At 52.0% G+C, this 19,248-nt stretch carries 16 protein-coding genes; 7 read left to right on the top strand and 9 right to left on the bottom strand.

The features are described from left to right. Genes QRN38_RS15640 through QRN38_RS15625 form a run of 4 tightly spaced genes read right to left on the bottom strand, consistent with a single transcriptional unit; the run spans position 1 to position 5,368 of the window. The gene (locus QRN38_RS15640; RefSeq protein ID WP_285362441.1) at positions 1-828 is read right to left on the bottom strand and encodes a phosphoadenosine phosphosulfate reductase family protein; all 828 of its coding nucleotides are present in this window, start codon (positions 826-828) and stop codon (positions 1-3) included. Beyond that, on the bottom strand, positions 806-4,264 hold the full coding sequence (locus QRN38_RS15635) for a hypothetical protein (protein ID WP_057419022.1): 3,459 nt from the start codon (positions 4,262-4,264) through the stop codon (positions 806-808). Before QRN38_RS15635 ends, QRN38_RS15640 begins: the two co-directional genes overlap by 23 nt. Then, positions 4,257-5,162 (bottom strand): DUF4007 family protein, encoded by a 906-nt coding sequence (locus tag QRN38_RS15630; RefSeq protein WP_057419021.1) that lies wholly within the window; start codon positions 5,160-5,162, stop codon positions 4,257-4,259. Before QRN38_RS15630 ends, QRN38_RS15635 begins: the two co-directional genes overlap by 8 nt. After that, on the bottom strand, positions 5,162-5,368 hold the full coding sequence (locus tag QRN38_RS15625; protein WP_057419020.1) for a hypothetical protein: 207 nt from the start codon (positions 5,366-5,368) through the stop codon (positions 5,162-5,164). The genes QRN38_RS15630 and QRN38_RS15625 overlap by 1 nt, the downstream gene beginning before the upstream one ends. Before the next feature lie 262 nt (positions 5,369-5,630). On the opposite strand from QRN38_RS15625, the gene QRN38_RS15620 reads away from it, so the two are divergent. Both QRN38_RS15620 and QRN38_RS15615 read left to right on the top strand, forming a co-directional pair. Beyond that, positions 5,631-6,143 carry a hypothetical protein gene (locus QRN38_RS15620; protein ID WP_057419019.1) on the top strand — a complete coding sequence of 171 codons (513 nt, stop codon included), beginning with the start codon at positions 5,631-5,633 and terminating at the stop codon, positions 6,141-6,143. After that, the gene (locus QRN38_RS15615) at positions 6,140-6,763 is read left to right on the top strand and encodes a class I SAM-dependent methyltransferase (RefSeq protein WP_081025499.1); all 624 of its coding nucleotides are present in this window, start codon (positions 6,140-6,142) and stop codon (positions 6,761-6,763) included. The genes QRN38_RS15620 and QRN38_RS15615 overlap by 4 nt, the downstream gene beginning before the upstream one ends. A 583-nt stretch (positions 6,764-7,346) precedes the next feature. Here the strand turns inward: QRN38_RS15615 and QRN38_RS15610 are convergent. The 3 genes from QRN38_RS15610 to QRN38_RS15600 all read right to left on the bottom strand — a co-directional run bounded on the left by QRN38_RS15610 (position 7,347) and on the right by QRN38_RS15600 (position 10,664). Then, positions 7,347-7,595: a hypothetical protein gene (locus QRN38_RS15610; protein WP_080395300.1), complete on the bottom strand. Its 249-nt coding sequence runs from the start codon at positions 7,593-7,595 to the stop codon at positions 7,347-7,349. A 232-nt stretch (positions 7,596-7,827) separates the two neighbouring features. Continuing rightward, on the bottom strand, positions 7,828-9,114 hold the full coding sequence (locus tag QRN38_RS15605) for an McrC family protein (protein ID WP_057419018.1): 1,287 nt from the start codon (positions 9,112-9,114) through the stop codon (positions 7,828-7,830). Then, positions 9,111-10,664 carry an McrB family protein gene (locus QRN38_RS15600; RefSeq protein WP_057419017.1) on the bottom strand — a complete coding sequence of 518 codons (1,554 nt, stop codon included), beginning with the start codon at positions 10,662-10,664 and terminating at the stop codon, positions 9,111-9,113. Before QRN38_RS15600 ends, QRN38_RS15605 begins: the two co-directional genes overlap by 4 nt. Before the next feature lie 368 nt (positions 10,665-11,032). On the opposite strand from QRN38_RS15600, the gene QRN38_RS15595 reads away from it, so the two are divergent. From QRN38_RS15595 to QRN38_RS15575, 5 genes are all read left to right on the top strand, one after another. Then, positions 11,033-12,499, top strand: coding sequence for a DUF6861 domain-containing protein (locus QRN38_RS15595; RefSeq protein ID WP_057419016.1), 1,467 nt, complete (start codon positions 11,033-11,035; stop codon positions 12,497-12,499). Continuing rightward, complete coding sequence (locus tag QRN38_RS15590) at positions 12,496-13,068, top strand: hypothetical protein (RefSeq protein WP_233594476.1); 573 nt, start codon at positions 12,496-12,498, stop codon at positions 13,066-13,068. The genes QRN38_RS15595 and QRN38_RS15590 overlap by 4 nt, the downstream gene beginning before the upstream one ends. 36 nt (positions 13,069-13,104) lie before the next feature. After that, positions 13,105-13,665, top strand: coding sequence for a hypothetical protein (locus tag QRN38_RS15585; protein WP_081025497.1), 561 nt, complete (start codon positions 13,105-13,107; stop codon positions 13,663-13,665). Positions 13,666-13,770: 105 nt separating this feature from the next. After that, complete coding sequence (locus tag QRN38_RS15580) at positions 13,771-14,271, top strand: hypothetical protein (RefSeq protein ID WP_057419028.1); 501 nt, start codon at positions 13,771-13,773, stop codon at positions 14,269-14,271. Positions 14,272-14,737: 466 nt separating this feature from the next. Continuing rightward, entirely contained in the window at positions 14,738-15,313 is a 576-nt protein-coding gene (locus QRN38_RS15575) for a BRO-N domain-containing protein (protein WP_057419015.1), read from the top strand. A 52-nt stretch (positions 15,314-15,365) separates the two neighbouring features. Here QRN38_RS15575 and QRN38_RS15570 read toward each other — a convergent pair whose 3' ends face one another. Both QRN38_RS15570 and QRN38_RS15565 read right to left on the bottom strand, forming a co-directional pair. Next, positions 15,366-15,656, bottom strand: a complete 291-nt coding sequence (locus QRN38_RS15570; protein WP_057419014.1) for a hypothetical protein — start codon at positions 15,654-15,656, stop codon at positions 15,366-15,368. A 391-nt stretch (positions 15,657-16,047) separates the two neighbouring features. Next, a complete protein-coding gene (locus QRN38_RS15565) occupies positions 16,048-19,164 on the bottom strand; it encodes an autotransporter serine protease (RefSeq protein WP_057419013.1) in 3,117 nt (1,038 codons plus the stop codon). Positions 19,165-19,248: the final 84 nt, after the last annotated feature.

Raw genomic sequence — 19,248 nt, 5'->3', positions numbered from 1 at the left:
TTATAACGAACAGACTAGACATCCTTGATCGTCGTCGTCTTCCGGACTTTCAGTGGAATCCAGTTCAGAAAAAACGGCTATAAGCGTGGAGTTATCTTTTCGTTGAGCCATCCTCTCGACACGCAGAGCATGATCACGCTTTATCTGAGCCATGCGCTCAGGCATCTCCAATTCAGCCAGACTCTCTCCCTGGCTCCAAGTGAAGAAATTGCCTGTCTTCTCGAACGGCACCTCATACTCTTTAGCTTTCTCATACAAATCAGGATGCGTTTCTTTTAACTTCACCCACTCAATTTTTTGCTGATAGAAGCAAAAGTAGCATCCAGAGCGTGTTCTTCCCCACTTTGTGTAGGGGGGCATCCCAACCCCAGAAACTCGAAGAATCTCTTCAATATCGCGCAGGATCAGCCCGTCCTCTTGGAACGGATAAACAGCTTCAATATTAGTCTTATGACTGATGTACCCCGTACGATTTTCATCAGCACGGAGCCCAACATAATTGATTATTGGTTGGTCGCCGCAAAAGTCCTCAAAAGGCTTAAGCTTGAGCATTTTCGTGCACCAACGACGATGATTGGAGGGAATCATCCCTCCATACATGTCATACCAGTGGTCGAAGCCTAGGTCTGCATTCAATCGATGCAGCGGCTTCCCGAGGTAATTTTCCAGGCGCTGTAAATAGTCATAAGTCTCTGGTAGCTCTTTACCAGTATCGCTAAAGATGTATTCCATTTCTGGCACACGATCTCGCATGTAAATCGCCAGCGCTGCGCTGTCCTTGCCCCCTGAGAGGCTAAGGATATGTCTAACCTGTGGTTCGTTGCTCATCGCTTAGCTCATTCTCATCGTGTTCAGTGGAGCCCTGCTGCAATTGCAGCAACGCTTGAGCAAGGGTTGAAGCGGCCAAATTCAAATTGCCGCCCACTTGCTTAGTGAGAGTCTCTAGCAGGCTATTGGCCATGATCTTGGTCTCATGATCAGAGGTCAATAGCATCGCTGCTTCTTCGCCACTGGGAAGAGTCAAAGTCACACCAACGAAGCGTTGCGCTTGACGCTCAAACTCGCCTTTACGCATAGCGACCCTAAGCCAACGCTTGTAGCGCCCGCATAGCTCAAGGACGGACTCCGCAAATGTCGGAGCGTCACTGTCTTTCCAGATATCTAAGGGTCTATGAACGACAACACTCGCAATGGAATCCATCCACTTGTCGTCAGTCAGAGTGATGTCCGAACAGCGCATGATGAAGGCTTTAAGATCTACCTCAGCAAGAGACTGCGCAGTATCAGCGCACTCTTCTTGGAGCTGCGATCGAAGGGCCCTCAGAGGGCCTGTGATCTCAAAAGCCTGAGCCATGGAAAAGCTAACCTCGTCCTGCAACCGTCGGTATGCCATACCGAGCTCAGTGAGGCTTTTCGCCAGCAGATCGGGGAAGCTACTAGCGTCCTTCCCCTTCCCAGCCATCACCACGCGCGGCATATCAACAGCGAGCAACGAAACTGGGTCCGTTGCTCTTTTGATTACGTCGCGAAGGGCTTTGGTTTGGTTTGTAAGTCGCAGTGTCTCTTGCGAATATTGCGGGAGACGCCCGTACCAGCGGATCAGCTCCCGCGCAGCATCCAGGTAAGATGCGTTCAATCCCAACTGCACGCCTACCGCTCCAAACGCCTTTGCATAATCTTTGATCAGATCTTTGCGCTCTGCCGCAATGTCGAAGCGGCGGAAGCTAAAGGTGTGAGGGCTCCTGAACATCCGTTGTTGATGATCGGAGGTCAACTCCAGGATCAGACTTCCTCGTTCGAAAATCGCGCACGACTCACTGTTAACAAGAAGGTAAACCATGAACCACACGCTGGCCGGTCCACTTCGGACCCCTAGCGGCGGTAATGCCAGGCTCGAAATGACCTGAGCAAAAGTGACCTGCCCGTCAATCATCAGTTGCTTATCAAGCTCCGCCCAAACTTTACGTATGCCGGCAGGAGAATTACCGTCCGGTGCCGTTAACAACCAACGGCTGCCAGCCCCTTTACGATGCAGTCCAGTGGATTGAAGCAGAGAGCTGTAGAGCAATCGTTCGGGTGGGAAGTCGACGATACCTAGCAGCTCTGAATCAACCTTTTTATCCAGCAGGTCAAATAGACGCTGCCGAGCTGCATTAATTGCAGATGAAGGCTTCTCTTTGTTGATCAATTCGTTATTGATCGCCGGAGCCGCCTCGTAAACCTTATCGAACAGCCAAGAGGCGGCTTGACTAAGGTTCATTGCTCCGCTATCGGCGACCACCTTTCCTTTATGCCAATACTGCATACCGGACGACCCTTTTGCTTGCCGGTTCAGCAATGCCAAGACCAGTCGGCTAACACGCTCACGTGCCGTGCTGAACCTCGACTCGACATAGCGCTCAGTCCAGGGATCCAAATGACTAAGCTTGACCTGGTCATGAACCATCAACCAGCGGGAGTATTCAATGAGAGCATTACGCTCATCTGGACCGACTTTGACAATTGCGGTAAGCGATAAAACGTCGTCAGTAGAGCGAGCTACCTCTTCAGCAGCACCGACTAAAGCAGACGATTCGGCGTCTGCAAATATCAGCCCCACACTGCCATCATGGCGACCATGATTACCGATGGACTGCGCAATTCTATCCGACGTGCCTGCAGTCACTCTTACCGAGCGGATTGTTCCTGTCTGCTGATAGTGACGACTTGCAATAACGCTTCTTTCAGATAGGGCTTGTGAAACGCCATTGAACATCAGTTCATCAGCCGAGCGCTGCATCGTTTCCTCGTATAAAGCCTCGACGTTGATAGCGTGACTGACGGCAAAACCATAATCATGACTCGCAGGACGATGTACTAGGATTCTTTTGGCAGTCAGCTCACTCAAAGCTTCAGAGATAGCTCCAAGGTCTTCCCCCATAGCAAATCTAAGGAGCTCAACGGTCAACACCACATGGAGGACTTGAGCGACCAGCTCGATGACGGCAATCGACTTGAGTAATTCAAGCTGTAACGCCGTCATCTCCCCGTCATTACGCTCTACGACAGAGCGAGCGAAATCCCAGCGTCGTTCAGCTTCAAGATCACGGAAGCGAAGCCCTACCCCTGTCGTGAGGTAGTCAAAAAGCTCGCTCATTCCATACCAAGAAGAATGATCGACAATATTATGCTCCGCGAAGTCTCTCAGTGCTCCGGACTCATATCCACGCATGAATGCGTGAAATGAACGCTCGCTCTGACCAAATCGCTTAGATATGACCGCTAAGCAAGCCAGCGCTGCTGGGTGCAACGGGTACAGGCGCTCTGCCTGAGAGAACAGCTCACTCTCACCAGTTCCGCGGAAGAAGTTGAAATCAATTGCTTGCTTGTAGATGCTGCGGGCATCTTTTTTCAGGGCAACCGACTCAGTAATGGTTGCATCTGCGCCTAGGGCATGAAGAGCGAAATGCGCATACCGCTCGACCGGCTCATCAAAAGGCACTTCATCGAAGCGTGCTGAGACCTTATGCCACTCATCGGAAAGCGTCCGACCTACACCTGTGGCATAAGCATCAAAGTGCTGGTGCAGCATTGATATGACTAGTAGACCATCGTCCGTAGGATGAGATGCGACTTCAGCGATTTGCTGCAAAGACATCAAATCACCGGCTTCCGGATTTAGAGCTGCGTACTCGATGAATTTGCCAAGCTCGTCAATTAGCAGTAGGACACCGGAACACCCAGCACCTTTGGTGATTAGAACAAAGTCATTCAGCAATCTACTCGTCGCTGCGTTAAGGGGTACATCACGATAGGTCTGAGCTTTCGTATCCAACTGGCGCTTAAGCTCAGTAGCCAGCTTACTTTTTGGCAGGTGCTCAAGTGCTTCAAGAATAGACTGTGCTAACGCGTCACCCAGCGATACGCGCGAACCGCTTATTGCCAGCGCAAAGCGGTTTTGCTCTTGGGGGAAAAGCTCAACGACTTCTGTGGAGGCCTCAACGAGCTGTTTATAAATTGCATGAGAGCTTTTTTGCCCTTCCAACAAACGGGCAAGCAGCAACCCTAAGGCCGACTTACCACTGCCATAGGGCCCAATGAGCTTCCAGGCACGTTGTGCGCTACCCGACTTCAACGCGCCGCCAATCTGGCGAAGCACTGCCAAGACAGCAGGTGTGATCAGATAACTATCGAGCGAATCTTGTGACCGCAAATCTCTGGCCAGCGAAATGGAGCGCAGGAATTTGGAGTCCAGCTCAAGGTGATCTATCAGTCGATCAGACATTCAATTCTTCTCCCACACCCAGCAAGCAATCAGCCCAAGCGGGCGCTAAAGTTTTATCCAGAATAATTTGCTGGGTATCAGCAGTATCAATAAATCGCACAACACCACCAAACTCTTTTTCTACACCTTCTATCAAGCTACTCACTTGAAAGTTATCCAATCTGAAAACGCTACCGGGACTGAATTCACCATGAACAATCTTGGTGAGACTTAGAGAGTTGGTATTTTGACGTTTGAAGTAGTCAATCAAGGAAAAAAGGAAAACTCTTGAAGACAGGCCTAAGGGCGCATTTCTACCTACCAGGTAAACAGTTCTGCCGTCGTCGGCAGTGACCTCTTCAAAAAGTCCCAAATCTTGCAGTGGACACCACGAGGTATCATCACCTGCAGACTCTTCCCGCTTGTAAGAATGCAGGAAAATGCTTGAATGCTGCTCAAGGGTGGAGACCGCCAGCTTTTTGTTACTAGCGGATGCCTGATTCTCGAGACCCGCGATGAGTGTCTTTCGATCAAAACGGGAATACGTTGCGCTCCCGAAGACCAAATTCCAAACTGCGATCTCCGCGTGGGATGAAATCCACCAGTGAAGCAGCCATAGCGACTCAGGTTGCTCAAGGTAAGGATCCCATCCGGCTTTTGAAAGAAGCAAACGCCCAATAGGACCAGATTGCAGGCCAGCAGAATCACGACCGTTAACTATCCCGAAGGCTTCCCCCCAGAACTGGATGGACTTGACCATGTTGCGACCGATGCCCAACGTGATCGTAGCCTGAGCTTCATCTCTGAGAGCAAGGGGATCGTTGACGATTGCTTGATGCAGCTTTGGCAGCCATCCGTAACGGCAAACGAATGACTCATGACCCGAGAAACGCTCATCTCGTCGTTGCACGCTCGACATCAACCTTTCCTCCCTGAAGCTAATTTCTCCGAAGCAGCTTGGTCGTAGCTCAAAGCTGCTGGCTCAATAATAATGCGTTTTGTAATGGCATCGAAATAAATATCTACCTGATCGCCTTCTTGAAGGCCAGCATTCCTTAGCAATTGCTCGCTAAGCGAAACGCGCCCTAGCTTCTGGATCCTGCGGGTGTCAAACAAAACCTTCATCCTACATACTCCAAGCCTCGTTGCAGGCTTCACCAATACTCGCAGGATACTTTATTGACACAGCTAATGCATGGTTTCGAGCCTACCAGAGGCATTTTTTCTAAAAATCTCGTTCGATTAGCTCTGACGCTCGGAATGCCCGTCGAGCAGCTTGCCCGGCTAGCAGATCTTGTGCTTCACATTTCACCCAATCACCATTGCGGTGCAGGTACGAATTCCAGTTAAACTATTAGGTACCCATGAGAAGACAGGCGGTAGTATAGTGAACGATTCAGCCTTTGAAGCAATAAAGCATGAAAACGCCAAAGAGCTTGAGCAAATAAAGTGGCGATTTAAAAAGGAAGAGCTCAGCTACTGTGAGGCAGGTCTACATCTGCGATCGCTAAATCAACAGCTGTGGCAGGTTCCGAGTATGGTCATTGCAATCACAGGAGGTATTTGGTATGGCGCAGCATCAATCAGTGGTGACTTACCGAAAGTATTAGCACTATCTTTCGCCGCGGCAGTTAATATCTTAACCATACCAATAATTGTTCGACTTAGGCAATTAATAAAAAAACACATCAACCACCAGCTTTTATTTAACCACCAACAAGATAGCAAGGGAAATTACACAGTCATTACCTGCTGGACCCTGCTTCTAATTACAGCGGCGTGTTTTAGCATCGCCAGCGCCAGCAACATAAAAAAATTCAATACTAAAAATAAGAAAGCAGAGCCTTATACCGTTATTAACTACATACACTTTCAAAAAACAGAAGTACAAAGCAAATGACTTTAAAAAATAGCGCATCATGGGCGAGCTATGACTCTGAGAGCATTAAATACTTCGACACATACAGTAAGCTGTACTTTTCCAACATACATAGACAATTTATAAGATTTCTTCCCGAAAGCCCCAATGCAAAAGTTTTAGATATAGGTTCTGGCTCTGGGCGCGATGCGTTGTCACTAGCCCGCCGTGGGTATCAGGTAACGGCCGTTGAGCCGAGTGAAAAAATGCTTGACCTTGCAAAGACAAAAAACAATCATAAAAACATAGCATGGCTAAATGACTGCCTTCCAGACCTTTCATCACTAGACAAGAACACTTACGACTTTGTACTAATGAGCGCTATATGGATGCATATAGCACCTCACGAAAGAAAATCATCATTAAAACGAATTAGCAGCCTTTTAAAAGAAGACAGCTACTTAGCTATAACGCTCAGGATCGGAAAACCTGACTTGAGCAGAACTATGTATTCGGTATCTGAGGAAGAGCTTCTAACACAATCATTTGAGACCAATCTCGACCCAATTTATATCAGCAGGGAAATTAAAGACCCTTTAAATCGAAACGAAGTCACGTGGAAGAAAATTGTGCTTCAGAAAAATAAAAAAACATTTACTTAACTCAAATCGCACCAGCCAATAAAATATATAAAGCATAGGTCTTGTAGAGACTTGCATTCTAACTTAAACTTACAAAGCCTGCCCGCATTCACACTACAATATGCACTCATAAATGCCCAAAAAAAACACACACACTAAAATCAGAAGACAAAGGCAACAACACCCCCAAAAAACTAGCCGCACCACACACAAAACCACGTAATCATTAAGCATCAATCATACTATCAGGTATGATCACTCAACATTTTACTAACAATCACAACCACGAACAGCCCTTTTTAAATGAGCAATATTCACGAAAAATGTCAGAGAGCAATGGCAAATAGACGATCACTATTTGAGGAAAGGGCTTCTGCTGCATTGATCAGAGCACTTGGTTGAGATGGTGAATGACTCGGTGCATGTCCACATCAAAAACAGTCGCACTGACCAAGGTTCTTTTAAAACGCCTCATACGGCGCATCTAATAATCCGGGACTGAAACAGGTGTAGACCTATTTCAGCACTGAACATAACCGTAACTAAAAATAAAACAACGATTCATTAAATTCATAAATCTTGTGAAAATAATGATGCTATTTTATTAGTCTTTTAACCACTTGTACAAGCCATACGCAATAGCGCCTACGGCGATCGGTGCGGCTGCAGTTACAGCTAATCCTGCTGCCATACCACCACCGACGACACCACCGACGGCTGCCAATCCAGAAGTTATACCCGCAGCCCCAAGACCAGAAACAGCTCCAAGTGTCGATACTGCGCCTACAGCACCTGCGGCACCAGTAGCAGCTCCAGCGCCTGTAGCAGCAATGGCTTTCACGTCATCGTCCATCATAAAACTCCAAATTAAGGTGGTAACAAGTCAATAAATACACCTTAATGAGGCATATTGCCACCACAAAATAGCAATGGCGCATTTTGGGTTCAAAACCCGAGATAAATGCCCGGTATTTCACCATTACTGAAACCTGATGACGAACGTATCCTGCCCACGCACCCTCTCGTCGAAGCAATCGCAGGATTTTAACTACTGACGGTTCGCCGGGGAGGAAACCGATGGGCACTCAATCAGGCTTATCAGCTGTAATACCTTGGAAGTCGAAAGGCACTCGTATCAAATATCCCGTATCCAAATCAAACGGCACCACCCACAACCTCAACCCCTCCGAAAACTCAAAAACCGGCAACGCCTCCTGAAACGCCCCTCGCTTCGGATAGATCAGCACCAAATCCCCCTGCCCACCCAGATACTTCTGCCCATAAGCAAACAACTGATAAAAATCAGCCTGGCTCAGACCATAGTTTTTGCTGCCCATCTCGCTGTCGAGCCGCTTCCATTTGGTGTCCAGCACCCAGCTCTTCTCTCCCTGCGTAATCATCAGATCAGGCCGCAGTTGAAAAACCTTCTTGCCCTCATGAGTACACAGATACTCGCTGCTGCGCTGGGTATGCAGCGTAGCGTCTGGCGGCAGTGAATCCCTCAGGCATGCGGCCACGTAGCGTTCAAACAGTTTCTCCATCGGAAACAGCAGGCTCATGCCTTGCCACTCACCTGCAATCGCCAGTGGCGTTTGCTGTTGGATGATGAGTTCACACCACGGCTTTACCGGTTGGTAGTGAGCCATCAGCCGATCGCGACGCCACTGTTTAAAATCTTGAGTCGTATCTCGGCTGGAGGGGATCTCTAGCAGCAGTGAGCGCAGCTCATGAGCCAAGCGCCAGTTAATAGGGTCTTGAGTGGTTTTGCAGACGATGTCTAACGCTGTTTTGATGAGGCGGTTCTCTGCCCGATCGGGTTGGAATATGTCGTGGCGGATTTGGAATTGGTGCTGTCGGCCAGGTGGTTGGCGCATCTGTCGGGCGGTGTTGAGTTGGCCGCGTAGATACCGCTGTTCTTCTTCCACGCGCTGGTAGTCGAAGCGAAGGCCGCGCTTTATTAGGTGGTCGAGCGCTTCTAGAAAGCTGCTCATAATCCATTCAGTCAAAGGTGCATCGAAGCGCTGCAACGCGGTTGCACCAACCTTGCGGGTCGGCAGGTCCAGTGACTTCTGAATCATGCGTCTGAGCAGAGCACGGCTTTGCCGGACGCAATCACCTTGTTCGAAATGCTTGGGCAGGATTTCGATTCGCGTGCCGCAGGGTGTTTCAAGCGCGCCAACGTAATTGTCGAGTTTCAGCCAGCAGCGGCCTTCAACTTGCACCAGCGCTGCGCCAGCTTTGCTAAAGCGTGAACTGGTTTCGCAGAGCCAGTCGAAGGCCGAGGGCGACACTTGGGCTACGTCGAGCGTCGGGTTGGGAATATTGCCGGTGGTTAGCCGAGCATATTCTCGGACCGTAACAGTGGTTTTCACCCCTGCTGCTCGCTGAGAAACTTAATGATCTTGCGTCCGAGGCTCCGCGTATTCAGCTCGCTACCCGACGCGGACGTAATGGAGATGCCGTGCTTGCTCGCAAGTTCGCGCAACAGCGGCATTGCGGGCTTAATGTGCTGACCTCCGCGATACACATCGATACGACCATCGGCAGACTGCCTTATATCTATCCCGTCTGCTCTGACGTTTTTTGCTTCCAGCGGCGCACCGACTTTCAGGTTGTGATCAATCACACCCAGGTACGATTCAATCTTCTGGAACGCTGGCAGATTCAACTCCCAACGCTCATTGCTCTGGCCAACCGTGACCGTATCCCCAAACAACGCAATGAGGTCTTGGCTCGGCTGAATCAGAAAACTATTTTCCGGGGCCTTGCGCTGATCGTTGAGAACCCACTGAATGCGCTGCCAATCTTCGAAGAAATACTCCTGAAGTAGCGGCAGGATTTGCTCACGGAAGATGCCTTCCAACCGCTCCAACGTAGGCTCATCCTTGAGCGGCATGAAGTACGCGTGGCCAAGGCAGTGGTCTCGATCAAGCAGGGCCGCTATGCGTTGATTCATCACGCTGAGCAATTCGTCGATGGCGATGCCATCAACTTCTACTTCATCAAGCAACTCTGGATTAGGCGGGACTTCGATGAAGGTGAAGCGACGACGCAGGGCGATATCCAGCGCGGCCAAGGATCGGTCAGCGGTGTTCATGGTGCCGATCAGGTGAATGTTGCCGGGGATGCTGAAACGTTCTTTTGAGTAGGGCAGCGTGACTTCCAAAGCCTCGTCTGCGCCTGCTCGCTTGGAAGGTTCAATGAGCGTAATCAGCTCACCGAAGATACGCGAGACATTGCCACGATTGATCTCATCAATGATCAACACCTTCGCGTCGCTATGTTGAACGAGGGCAGGCTCAAATAAGCCCTCCTCGTTTTTGCCCAGCATGTGCTCGACCATTGATGGCAAGAAGTTCTTGTAGCCGTTCACCAAGAACGGATCAAGGACGGAGCCCGGCACTTTCTTGTCCCAGCGACCATTTCCCAGTTCTTCGATAGTGAACGTGCCGGCGTCTACATAAGAAGCGAGCGTATTCAGCAGGCTCATGCCGATGGGGAGGTGTTTACCTTGGGGCTTCTCTATCTCAACCACGTCAGGCGTGGCGCGGGTCACTTTATAGCCTGTGCCGTAGCGATCACCGACCTTGAATGCACGGTACTTTCCGCTCAGTTCAGTCGCAACTGACTCGCAAAGACTCTTAAAGACGCCAGACACCACTTCGTAACGGATCTGACCTTGCTCGTCAGTTGTAGCGCGTAGCCCTTCGACAAAATCTTCATAGCTGAAGCTCTGATGAAAGGTCACAAAGCGTACGTCGCCTGCTGCGAGCAGTTCGTCGAAACGAGCCTTCAGCGCTGATCGGCTACCAGCATTTTTAGCAAGAAAAGGCTGATCAAGGATCTGCAACGTCGCTTCGACTGTGGCGTAGGTTTTCCCCGTACCGGGCGGACCGAAGAAAATCTGATTAAGCGAAGGCATTGCCGAACGTCCTTGTAGGAAAAGTCCGACAACAGTATCTAGATCGCCAGCATGGGTAAAGCGAAGTTCCGAGAACAGCCGCTCTGGATGAGGCATGCGAGCAGTCCGCCAAAGGTGCAGCACTTCTCTTTTTTGATAATCCACCGAAAATTTTTTAAAGCGTTACGCTCAGATAAAATGTAGATAAATCAAGGCACAGCGGTCGATACGTCTCTGACGATATCGAATGATGACTTATTGGCATTATTGCCGTCCGTTGCCCTGATGAGAAAAATGGCGTTGCCCGAAACCTTATCGGGCACGTTAGAATTCGAAGGCTCAGGGAGCGAGGCTCGGGACTTACCTCTTTCAAGGACAGGGATGAGTGAATGGATCTTTTAGCCAATGTTCCCAGGTGGGACGATGTCGAGCGAAATCTCGAAAACAAATTCAGCCATCTGAATCAGTCTTTCGATCAAGGCTGGGAGAGCGCTTACGATGGTTGGAACGGCTTCACGCGACGAGTCAGTAACGAGGCCACGCTGGCCTTCGGCAGTATCGGCGGAAACCGCATCGAGTCGGTGAGATCGGCGATGGCCAAGTCCTACCCGATCATTCAGCTGAATCTGATGCGCAAGTGGGCTTCCATTGATATCACGGAAATTCTTCCTGTCTTGCTGCAACTGGTCAAAGAGGTCGCCATGATCATGGGCGGCAGCGTCGCCGTCGGGACTCTGGTTGGTGGCGCTGCTGGATCGCTTGCATTCGGGCTGGGTGCTGTACCCGGAGCCATAGTCGGTGGTGGCATAGGCGCTCAAGTAGGCAACTTGATTCTTCTGGGCATGGGGCTTTCAGCCATCGCCGAGTATTTCTATCAAGGGCTGCCTGCTTGTCTCGCAACCATTTATGACGGCATGGTCACAGCCTGGAACGCAGAAGAAGGTGTCAAACCGCCAGGGCTTGATCCCACAGGGGCTTCTGCATGGTTGATTGATGAGCGTATCGACGCAGCCGCACGGCAACTTGCCAGAGGTCAGGAGCAATTAGTCATGCTCTTACTGACCGCTATTGTTACCTACATCACACGAGGTCAGATCAAGGCCGGGGTCGTAGGCAGCCTGGATGGCATTGCGGCACGCAGCGCGAAGCTTCAAGCGGACATGACCAACAAGCAAATTGCAGGTTGGCTGGCTCGCAACGAGCAGAAGCTGCTGGCGCACCCAGAATTGCGGGTTACGGAATCAACGCCGCTAAAAATGACAGAGCCCAGATCTGACAGCATTGGCCGACCGTCAAACACTAGCAACGACGCGGTCAAAAATCCCGAACCAATACCTAAACCGGTCTACGAGAAACCGAAACCTCCAGAAGAGATGCCGGATGAAATTCCGGCAACCTCCGCCTTAGCCAGAGACGGTTTGCGTGAAGACCTGGCCGAACAGGCAGGCATACCTCGAAACATCGTGGACAAACCTGAGAGTATTTGGGGAAAAACCATAGAGGATATCAAGCAGTCGTTTACTATGGATGGCGCAACAGTGACTGATGTGCCGCCTAGGGCTAAATCTTCAAAAAACGCTCAAATATTTGAAATTAAAGGTAGTGCTACGGGAATAAAAGAGATTCAATACAGCCCTTCAACTGCCGGAAAATTCACACCTTCAAAACATATTGGCGAATACTACAAGATCACTTACATAGACAAAAGCAAAATAAAAATAATTGACCCTATCGAATACAAACCAACATTCGAAACCGGCGGAATCGTAAACTACGATAACAACACCATATATTTAAACCCACAAGGCCGGCGCGTTTTATTTGACTCAACTAAAAATATTTGGACACCAGAATGACATCAATAAATGATTATAAAATATCATGGGACGCACCGATTATTCCTTGCCGCTCACTGGCTGGCATACCTTTAAACGCATGTGCTGGCGCACTCGAGAAAATACTATCTAGCTATCTCATAAACACCACAGATAAGCTATATAGATTCAAAAATGGCCCGACACTTCGTTTACACTTATATTCCATGGATGATAACGGCGACGGCGGCTATCAATTTAGGCTTTCCGATGAAGGAATAATACATAAAAACCTTAAAGGAACACCTGCTTTATCTATTGAAGTCAGAAACAAAAAAGTCTTTACTTTAACCGCATATAATTTCAGCTTTCCGAACGATCCTGCAAGTGACTTTATTTACAAAGGATCTTTACCAGGCGGTATAAAGCTAGGCAGCCCAGTGTCGGATCTCCTCCCTCTGACGCAACTAGATTTCGATGAAGGCGAAGAGTGGTTTTATACAGACCGACTTTATGGGGAGGTTGAAATCACAGGTTGGTGTGTTCCCCTAGAGGACAAACCCAACCAGATCATTACAGCAATATGCGTAGTACCGGATGAGCAACCATGAATACGAAATTATTTAAGGAGCCAGGAGGTTAAAACCATGTCAACTGAAGACTTTAAAATCTCATGGGAAGCGCCCATCATCCCATGTAAATCGCTGGCTGGCATCCCCGTGCATGCCAGTGCAAAACTCTTGAAATCTGTACTCGCTCGGTATGTGGTGGATGAAGAGGGCCTGCTGTATCAGTTTGAAGACTCTCCAATTCTAAAGATGGAAATTTACGAGCCTGATTCAGATGGCGATAGTGGCTACGCATTCTCGCTTTCTGACGACACGGTAATAAACAGACTACTTAAGGGTAAGCCAGCGCTGTCCATTTCATTAAGAAACGATAAAGTCACTTTTATAAAAATTTATACCTTTAGCTTCTCTGGAGATGAAGCTGAAAACTATATTTACAAGGGGACTCTTCCTGGAAATATCGGTCTGGGGAGTTTAGTTTCCGAACTTCTACCCTACACCCGACTTGAGCTCGATGAGACCGAAGAGTTTTTCTACACTGACGCTAAATATGGTGAGGTCGAGGTGACTGGTTTGGGTGTCCCTCTTGAAGACGAACCAGATCAGCACATCACCGCAGTTTGTGTTATACCAAAATGAAATCGAAAATCCAAAACCTAAGGAGATGCACCAGTGTCAACTGAGGATTTTAAAATCTCATGGATAGCACCCATAGTTCCATGCAAATCGCTGGCTGGCATTCCCATGTATGCCAGTGCAAAGCTCGTGAGTTCCGTGCTTGATCGGTACTTGATAGATGAACAGAACTCACTTTATCAATTCGAGGACTCCCCAATTCTAAGATTAAAAACTTACAACCCGGACTCTAATGGCGAAAGCGGTTACGAATTTTCGCTTTATGACGATACAGTTATAGACAGACTACTCAAAGGGATACCTGCGCTATCTATTGTGTTGAGGCACGAGAAAGTCACTTTTTTAAAAGTCGATAACTTTAGCTTTCCGGGCGACTCTGCTGAGCAATTTATATACAAGGGAGAATTGCCCGGAGGACTTGTTTTAGGAAGCAATGTATCAAAGCTACTGCCGCTAACAGATCTGGATTTCGATGACGCCCTGGAATGGTTCTATACCGATAGTAAATATGGAGAAATCGAGATAGGCGGATGGGGTGCTCCACTCGAAGAAGAACCAGATCAGATAATTAACAGTATATGTATCATACCTAGCCAGGCTCCGGCATGAGCTATTATTTATAAATAGCTTTCAATATACAGCTTACACACTACCTGTATAAGTACCTTTTGAAAACCCTATATCTTTTCTTTGTTATTCGCACACGGCCAAACTTAGATTTAAAAATTCTCATTCACGCCCTGAAATTTTGGTCCCTAGACAGCAGTTGAGCATGCGACGCAGAGCGTTGGAACGATAGGAGTTGCTGAGATCCGATGTACGCCTGAAAAATCAGAAAACCCTGACAGCCTCACCCTCCTCAGTCCGATATCTAAATATCGCTACCGCCCGTATCGTATGCGCCGGTGCCTAAGAAACACCCAACGTAGACACAGTGAGTTCAAGCATTAGCTCCAGATTCCAATCGTTCTGATTGAACGGGAATCTCGACTTTGCTGAGCCGCTCAGTTGGGATTTCTTACGCCCGCTCTGCGTTGGTCTTTAACGTTATTTCAGCTCATACGTAGAGGTCAGCATGTTAAACAATCTTTTCCGGGGCAGTGCTCGTCAGGCACAAGAGGTTTTTACCGGTTTTACCCCAACCCCCTTCCACCGCCACAACCGCCAGCTCCTCGCCCTCCTCCTCGAAAACCAACCTTGGTTCAGCGCCCGCGATCTGGGTCGCATGATCGGCTGGCCATTGAACGAGCGGACGCTGCGCAAGCTGGACGCAGACCAACACCGGACGATCACGCTCGACCTGCACGGCGAAGCTGAGCCGGAACTGATGATCAGTGAGTCGGGGGCGTACGCGATGATGGTGCATCACTATCACGCGGAGAATCGTGGCTTGCGGCAGTGGATTACCAACGAGGTGGTGCCTGCGTTGCGAGATGGGCAGGTGCCGTTTGATGACTGTACGCCGAACCTGAGCATGCTGCAGTGGCCGGGGTTGTCGGTGAGTATGTTGCACTGGCACGGCGAGCCGTGGATACGGTTGCGGGATATGCCGATGCTGTTGGCGCACCCGCAGATGCAGGGTGATGCGCGGCCGCATCGCTTGGCGAAGTCGTGGTGGCGGGCGGTGCTGCCTGTTTCTCGGTTGGGTTGAATGCGGAGTGATGGCCGTGACATGTCGGTGACGGCAATTGTGTCTCGTCGGATCAGTTTTTCAGGCGGCGGCGGTAGTCGCTGATCATTTCTTTGGTGACGTCTTCCTTGAAGCAGGTGGGTGCGTAGCCGCCTTTGCGGCTGTACGCGCTGCGTTTGCCACATTGACTGCCATTGCTGGCAGAGTTGTAGGGGCACGGGCAGCGGCCGGGGTAGCTGTCGATGGATTCCTGGATGATGGCGTTGACGATTGAGACGTCTGTAACTTGGGTTTCTCTGGCGTGTGCGGAGAAGGCGCAGAGCAATGCGAGTATGGCGACGAAGCCTGTCCCTGTCTTTTTCATGGCTATTCCTTAGCGAGTGCAGACGGGTGTCTGTTGCAAGGTTTTACCATGATGCTATTGGGCCATCAAACTTTGTTTATTGAGGTGGTTGTTGGGGATTCGGGTTATTTGAGAAGATATTTTTTGGAGAGGTTTGAATAGCCCGACCTTGAGACTTGGTTTGCAAATGATGTACCGCATACATAGGTCTTGCTGCCGGTTCCCGGCAGATCGCGAACAAGTTCGCTCCTACGCCCTCCGGGCAGAAGCTTGGATTCGTGGGTAATCTGATATTTGCCTGATGGCTTGAATGTGACGCGGAGCGTCACGAAATGCATGCCAACGCGGAGCATTGGCACGATAGGTATTACCGAGTACCTGCGGGGCTACTGCACCCCGCAAGCATCCTCCATCAGAACTGCCAATCCAGCGACAAGCCCACACCGTGGGTCTTATCCCGCGCACCCAGCAAGCCGTTGTAGTCCAGGTTGATGCGTGCGTCCTTGCCCAGCGCCAGGCTGGCGCGGGCGCCGACTGCGGCGGCGTCGCGGTCCATTGAGACGCTTTGGGTGTTGAAGCTGTTGCCTGCGCTGGCGAAAGCCAGGTGTTGTTCGGCCGAGGTGTCGCTCAGGTTGTGCTGCCAGCCGAGGGTGGCGGAGACGTCGAGTTTTTGGGTGTCGTTGAGGTTGAAGCGGTTGCCGGCGCGCATGCCCAGGGTCGAGAGCACGGTGTCGCGGGTGTCGTCGCTGCTTTTAAGAGCCGTGGCGCCGCCTTTTTCGGTGAAGCTGTCGCTGTCGAAGTGCACGTAGGCCAGGTTGGCGAACGGTTCCAGTGTCAGCGGTTGCAGGTTGAGGCGGTAGGCGGCTTCGGTGAAGACCTGGCTCGACTGGGCATCACGTTTGACTTTCTGGCGGTCGGAAAACGCGCCGAATTGCAGGTCGCGTTTCACGTCGATGCGGTGCCAGCTGTGCGAAGCGCCAGCGGTCAGGCGCAAAGGGCCCTGTTCGTGGCCGATATACGCGCCCAGGTGGTAGCTGTCTGCCGAGGCACGCGAGTGGGTGTCGTCGCCCAGGCTGAGCGAGGTGTCGCTGTAACCTGCCATTGCGCCCAGTCGGGTGTGATCGTTGATCAGGCCATCGACGCCTGCCAGCAGGCCACCAAGCGATGAGGTAGAGCTGGCAGCGTCGCTGCTGCCGGCGTTTTTGCCCCACGCGCCGAGTGCCTTGACCCACACCGAGTTGTCTTCGCTGCCCGGCACTGGCTGGTCGTACAGCCCAGCGACGCGCAGGCGATCACCCACGGCGTCGCGCAGTTGGCGGCTGTCGTTGATCAGTTGCGTGGCGATGGCTGGATGCACTTCGCCCGACAGTTGGGTGAAGGCGCGGCGGGCGGTGGCGGTGTCCGGGCTGAGGATGACGCTCTCGTACACCGAATTGCCAACACTCAGTTGTTCGATGGCTTGGGCCACGCTGCGCTGGTTGTCGGTTTGCGCAGCGCTGGCGAAGCTGTCGCCGTTACGCTCAAGGGCCAGGGTTACGCCGCTGCCGGTGTAAGCCAGGTTGCCAGCGAGGAACGCGTAATCGTCGGTGACCGAACCGAACTGGCCCTGAATGCCCCCAGCCGCTTGCAACACGTTGTATTGGCGGCCGATGACGCTGCGGGTCTGGTTGCTGCTGAGCAAAGCGGCGTTGTCGTTTTCCAGCGTCAGGGCCATGTTGGCGCCGCTTACGGTGGCGGTGCCGCCGACCACGATGCGGTCGCTGGCGGTGGGTGACAATTCCACCGCGTAGGTCGAGCCCGGCGTCAGGTTGAGGTCGCCCGCCACTTGCAGGGTGCCGATGGAGTTGCCCGGCGCGACGGTGCCGCCCTGGTTGGCGGTCAAGGACGCAACGCTGCCGTTGCCGCCCAGTACGCCGCCGTTGTTGACGGTGACGGCCGAGGCCAGCGAGCCGTTGATGGCCAGGCGTCCTTGATTGACCAGCGTCGGGCCGCTGTAGCTGTTGGCCCCGCTCAACACCAGCGTGCCAATGCCTTGTTTGGTCAGGCCACCGTGGCCGGCGATGGCGTTGCTCCACACGTCCAGCCCGCATTGCAACCCGGTGCAGGTGCGCTGGGTCGGTTTGCCGGCATCGACAATCGCGCCGACGCCGGGTAAATCCACGACGAACTGACTGTCGCCATACGCGCCGTTGATGCGGAACTCAGCCGGAATGTCTGCCTCGGTGACGAACATGCTCGGGCCGTTGACGGCTTTGCCGAGGTTGATCATGCCCCAGCCGTATAGCGCATCGACGCCCGGTGCGCCGAGGTCGGTGGCGGTGGTTTTCAGCACGTCGGCGACCTGTGCGCCGTTCATGTACGGGAAGCGCTCCATCAACACGGCCATGCTGCCTGCCACGTGCGGTGCGGCCATCGAGGTGCCGTTTTTGTTGGCCCAGCCGACGGTCAGGTCTTCGAGGCTGGTGCCGTTGAGGACCGAGCTATAGATGCGCGTGCCCGGTGCCGAAACGCAGAAGCTGGCGGTGTAGCCGCAGCGCGACGAGAAGGTGCTCAGCGTGTAAGGCGTGGTCGCGGCGGCGGCAGCGTCGGGGTTCTGTTGCAGGGCTGCAACGGTCAGCCAGTTGGGGGCGATGCCCGGTACGAAGTAACCGAGCCCGGCCATTGCGTCGGGGTTGTTGAGGTTGTAGTCGTTGCCCGCGGCGAAAATGGTCACGACACCGCTGCGCGCTGCGTCAATCGCACCTTGATACGCGCCGCCCGGGCGGGTGCCGAGGATCTGGCGGATCTGGTCGAACTGCACTTGCGCGTCCTGCACGGTGAAGTGCGGGAACGCCGGGTCGCGACCGCCTTTATCGAAGCGATCAGTGATGCCGATGCCCCAGCTGTTGTTGATGACTCTTGCGCCGCTGTTGACCAATGCGTTCCAGCCCGCTTGATACACCGCGCCGTCGTTGCCCAGCACGATACCGTCTTCCGGGCCTGGGTCGCCGTTGTCGGCGCTGAGGATTTGCGCGTTGTAAGCCACGCCGTGCATCGGCCCGCCATCACGGTCGCCACCGGCGATGCCGCCCACGTGGGTGCCGTGGTTGCCAAGTTTGCCACCGGAGTCCAGGGTCGGTGCGCCGTCGTAGCGGAAGGCGTCGCCCGCCTTCACCGGGATGTACGGGTCGGTGTATTCGCGAATGCCGCTGGTGACCAGATTGACCACTTTGTTGGCGCTGGAGAATTCCGGGTGCGGGGCGTAGACCGGCTGGTCGAAGATGCCCAGTTTGATGCCTTTGCCACTGTAGCCAGCGGCGTAAGCCTGATCGGCGTTGATCGCGCCCAGGCCCCAGTCGGCATTGAATTCGGCGCTGCGCCAGCTGGCGGCAGTGCCCGCCTGCCCTGCTTCCACGTAGGGCGCAGCATGTGCCACGCCCAAGGTCGCGAGGTAACAGGCCAGTGCGCCGCAAGAAGCGCGGTTGATGGCCCCAATGGCATGGCGCAGCGGTGTGACAGAGGTGTGTCGGGTGGTGGATGCATCTTTCATGAAACTACCGTCCTTAGTTAACGCGCACGAATCCGCGCGCGCATGCATCTGCATGCGCGTCGTTCTTTTTGGTTGGGGGCTTGG

The organism is Pseudomonas sp. CFBP2511, from assembly GCF_030209255.1.
Taxonomy (GTDB): Bacteria; Pseudomonadota; Gammaproteobacteria; order Pseudomonadales; family Pseudomonadaceae; genus Aquipseudomonas; species Aquipseudomonas avellanae.
This window is presented reverse-complemented; position numbering and strand designations above follow the sequence as displayed.

Bases quoted from the DNA above. Each gene is read 5' to 3' on its own strand.
- QRN38_RS15630 (WP_057419021.1), bottom strand. From the start codon at position 5,162: ATGTCGAGCGTGCAACGACGAGATGAGCGTTTCTCGGGTCATGAGTCA.
- QRN38_RS15585 (WP_081025497.1), top strand. From the start codon at position 13,105: ATGTCAACTGAAGACTTTAAAATCTCATGGGAAGCGCCCATCATCCCA.
- QRN38_RS15600 (WP_057419017.1), bottom strand. From the start codon at position 10,664: ATGCCTTCGCTTAATCAGATTTTCTTCGGTCCGCCCGGTACGGGGAAA.
- QRN38_RS15575 (WP_057419015.1), top strand. From the start codon at position 14,738: ATGTTAAACAATCTTTTCCGGGGCAGTGCTCGTCAGGCACAAGAGGTT.
- QRN38_RS15610 (WP_080395300.1), bottom strand. From the start codon at position 7,595: ATGGACGATGACGTGAAAGCCATTGCTGCTACAGGCGCTGGAGCTGCT.
- QRN38_RS15640 (WP_285362441.1), bottom strand. From the start codon at position 828: ATGAGCAACGAACCACAGGTTAGACATATCCTTAGCCTCTCAGGGGGC.
- QRN38_RS15580 (WP_057419028.1), top strand. From the start codon at position 13,771: ATGTATGCCAGTGCAAAGCTCGTGAGTTCCGTGCTTGATCGGTACTTG.
- QRN38_RS15615 (WP_081025499.1), top strand. From the start codon at position 6,140: ATGACTTTAAAAAATAGCGCATCATGGGCGAGCTATGACTCTGAGAGC.
- QRN38_RS15595 (WP_057419016.1), top strand. From the start codon at position 11,033: ATGGATCTTTTAGCCAATGTTCCCAGGTGGGACGATGTCGAGCGAAAT.
- QRN38_RS15625 (WP_057419020.1), bottom strand. From the start codon at position 5,368: ATGAAGGTTTTGTTTGACACCCGCAGGATCCAGAAGCTAGGGCGCGTT.
- QRN38_RS15590 (WP_233594476.1), top strand. From the start codon at position 12,496: ATGACATCAATAAATGATTATAAAATATCATGGGACGCACCGATTATT.
- QRN38_RS15635 (WP_057419022.1), bottom strand. From the start codon at position 4,264: ATGTCTGATCGACTGATAGATCACCTTGAGCTGGACTCCAAATTCCTG.
- QRN38_RS15570 (WP_057419014.1), bottom strand. From the start codon at position 15,656: ATGAAAAAGACAGGGACAGGCTTCGTCGCCATACTCGCATTGCTCTGC.
- QRN38_RS15565 (WP_057419013.1), bottom strand. From the start codon at position 19,164: ATGAAAGATGCATCCACCACCCGACACACCTCTGTCACACCGCTGCGC.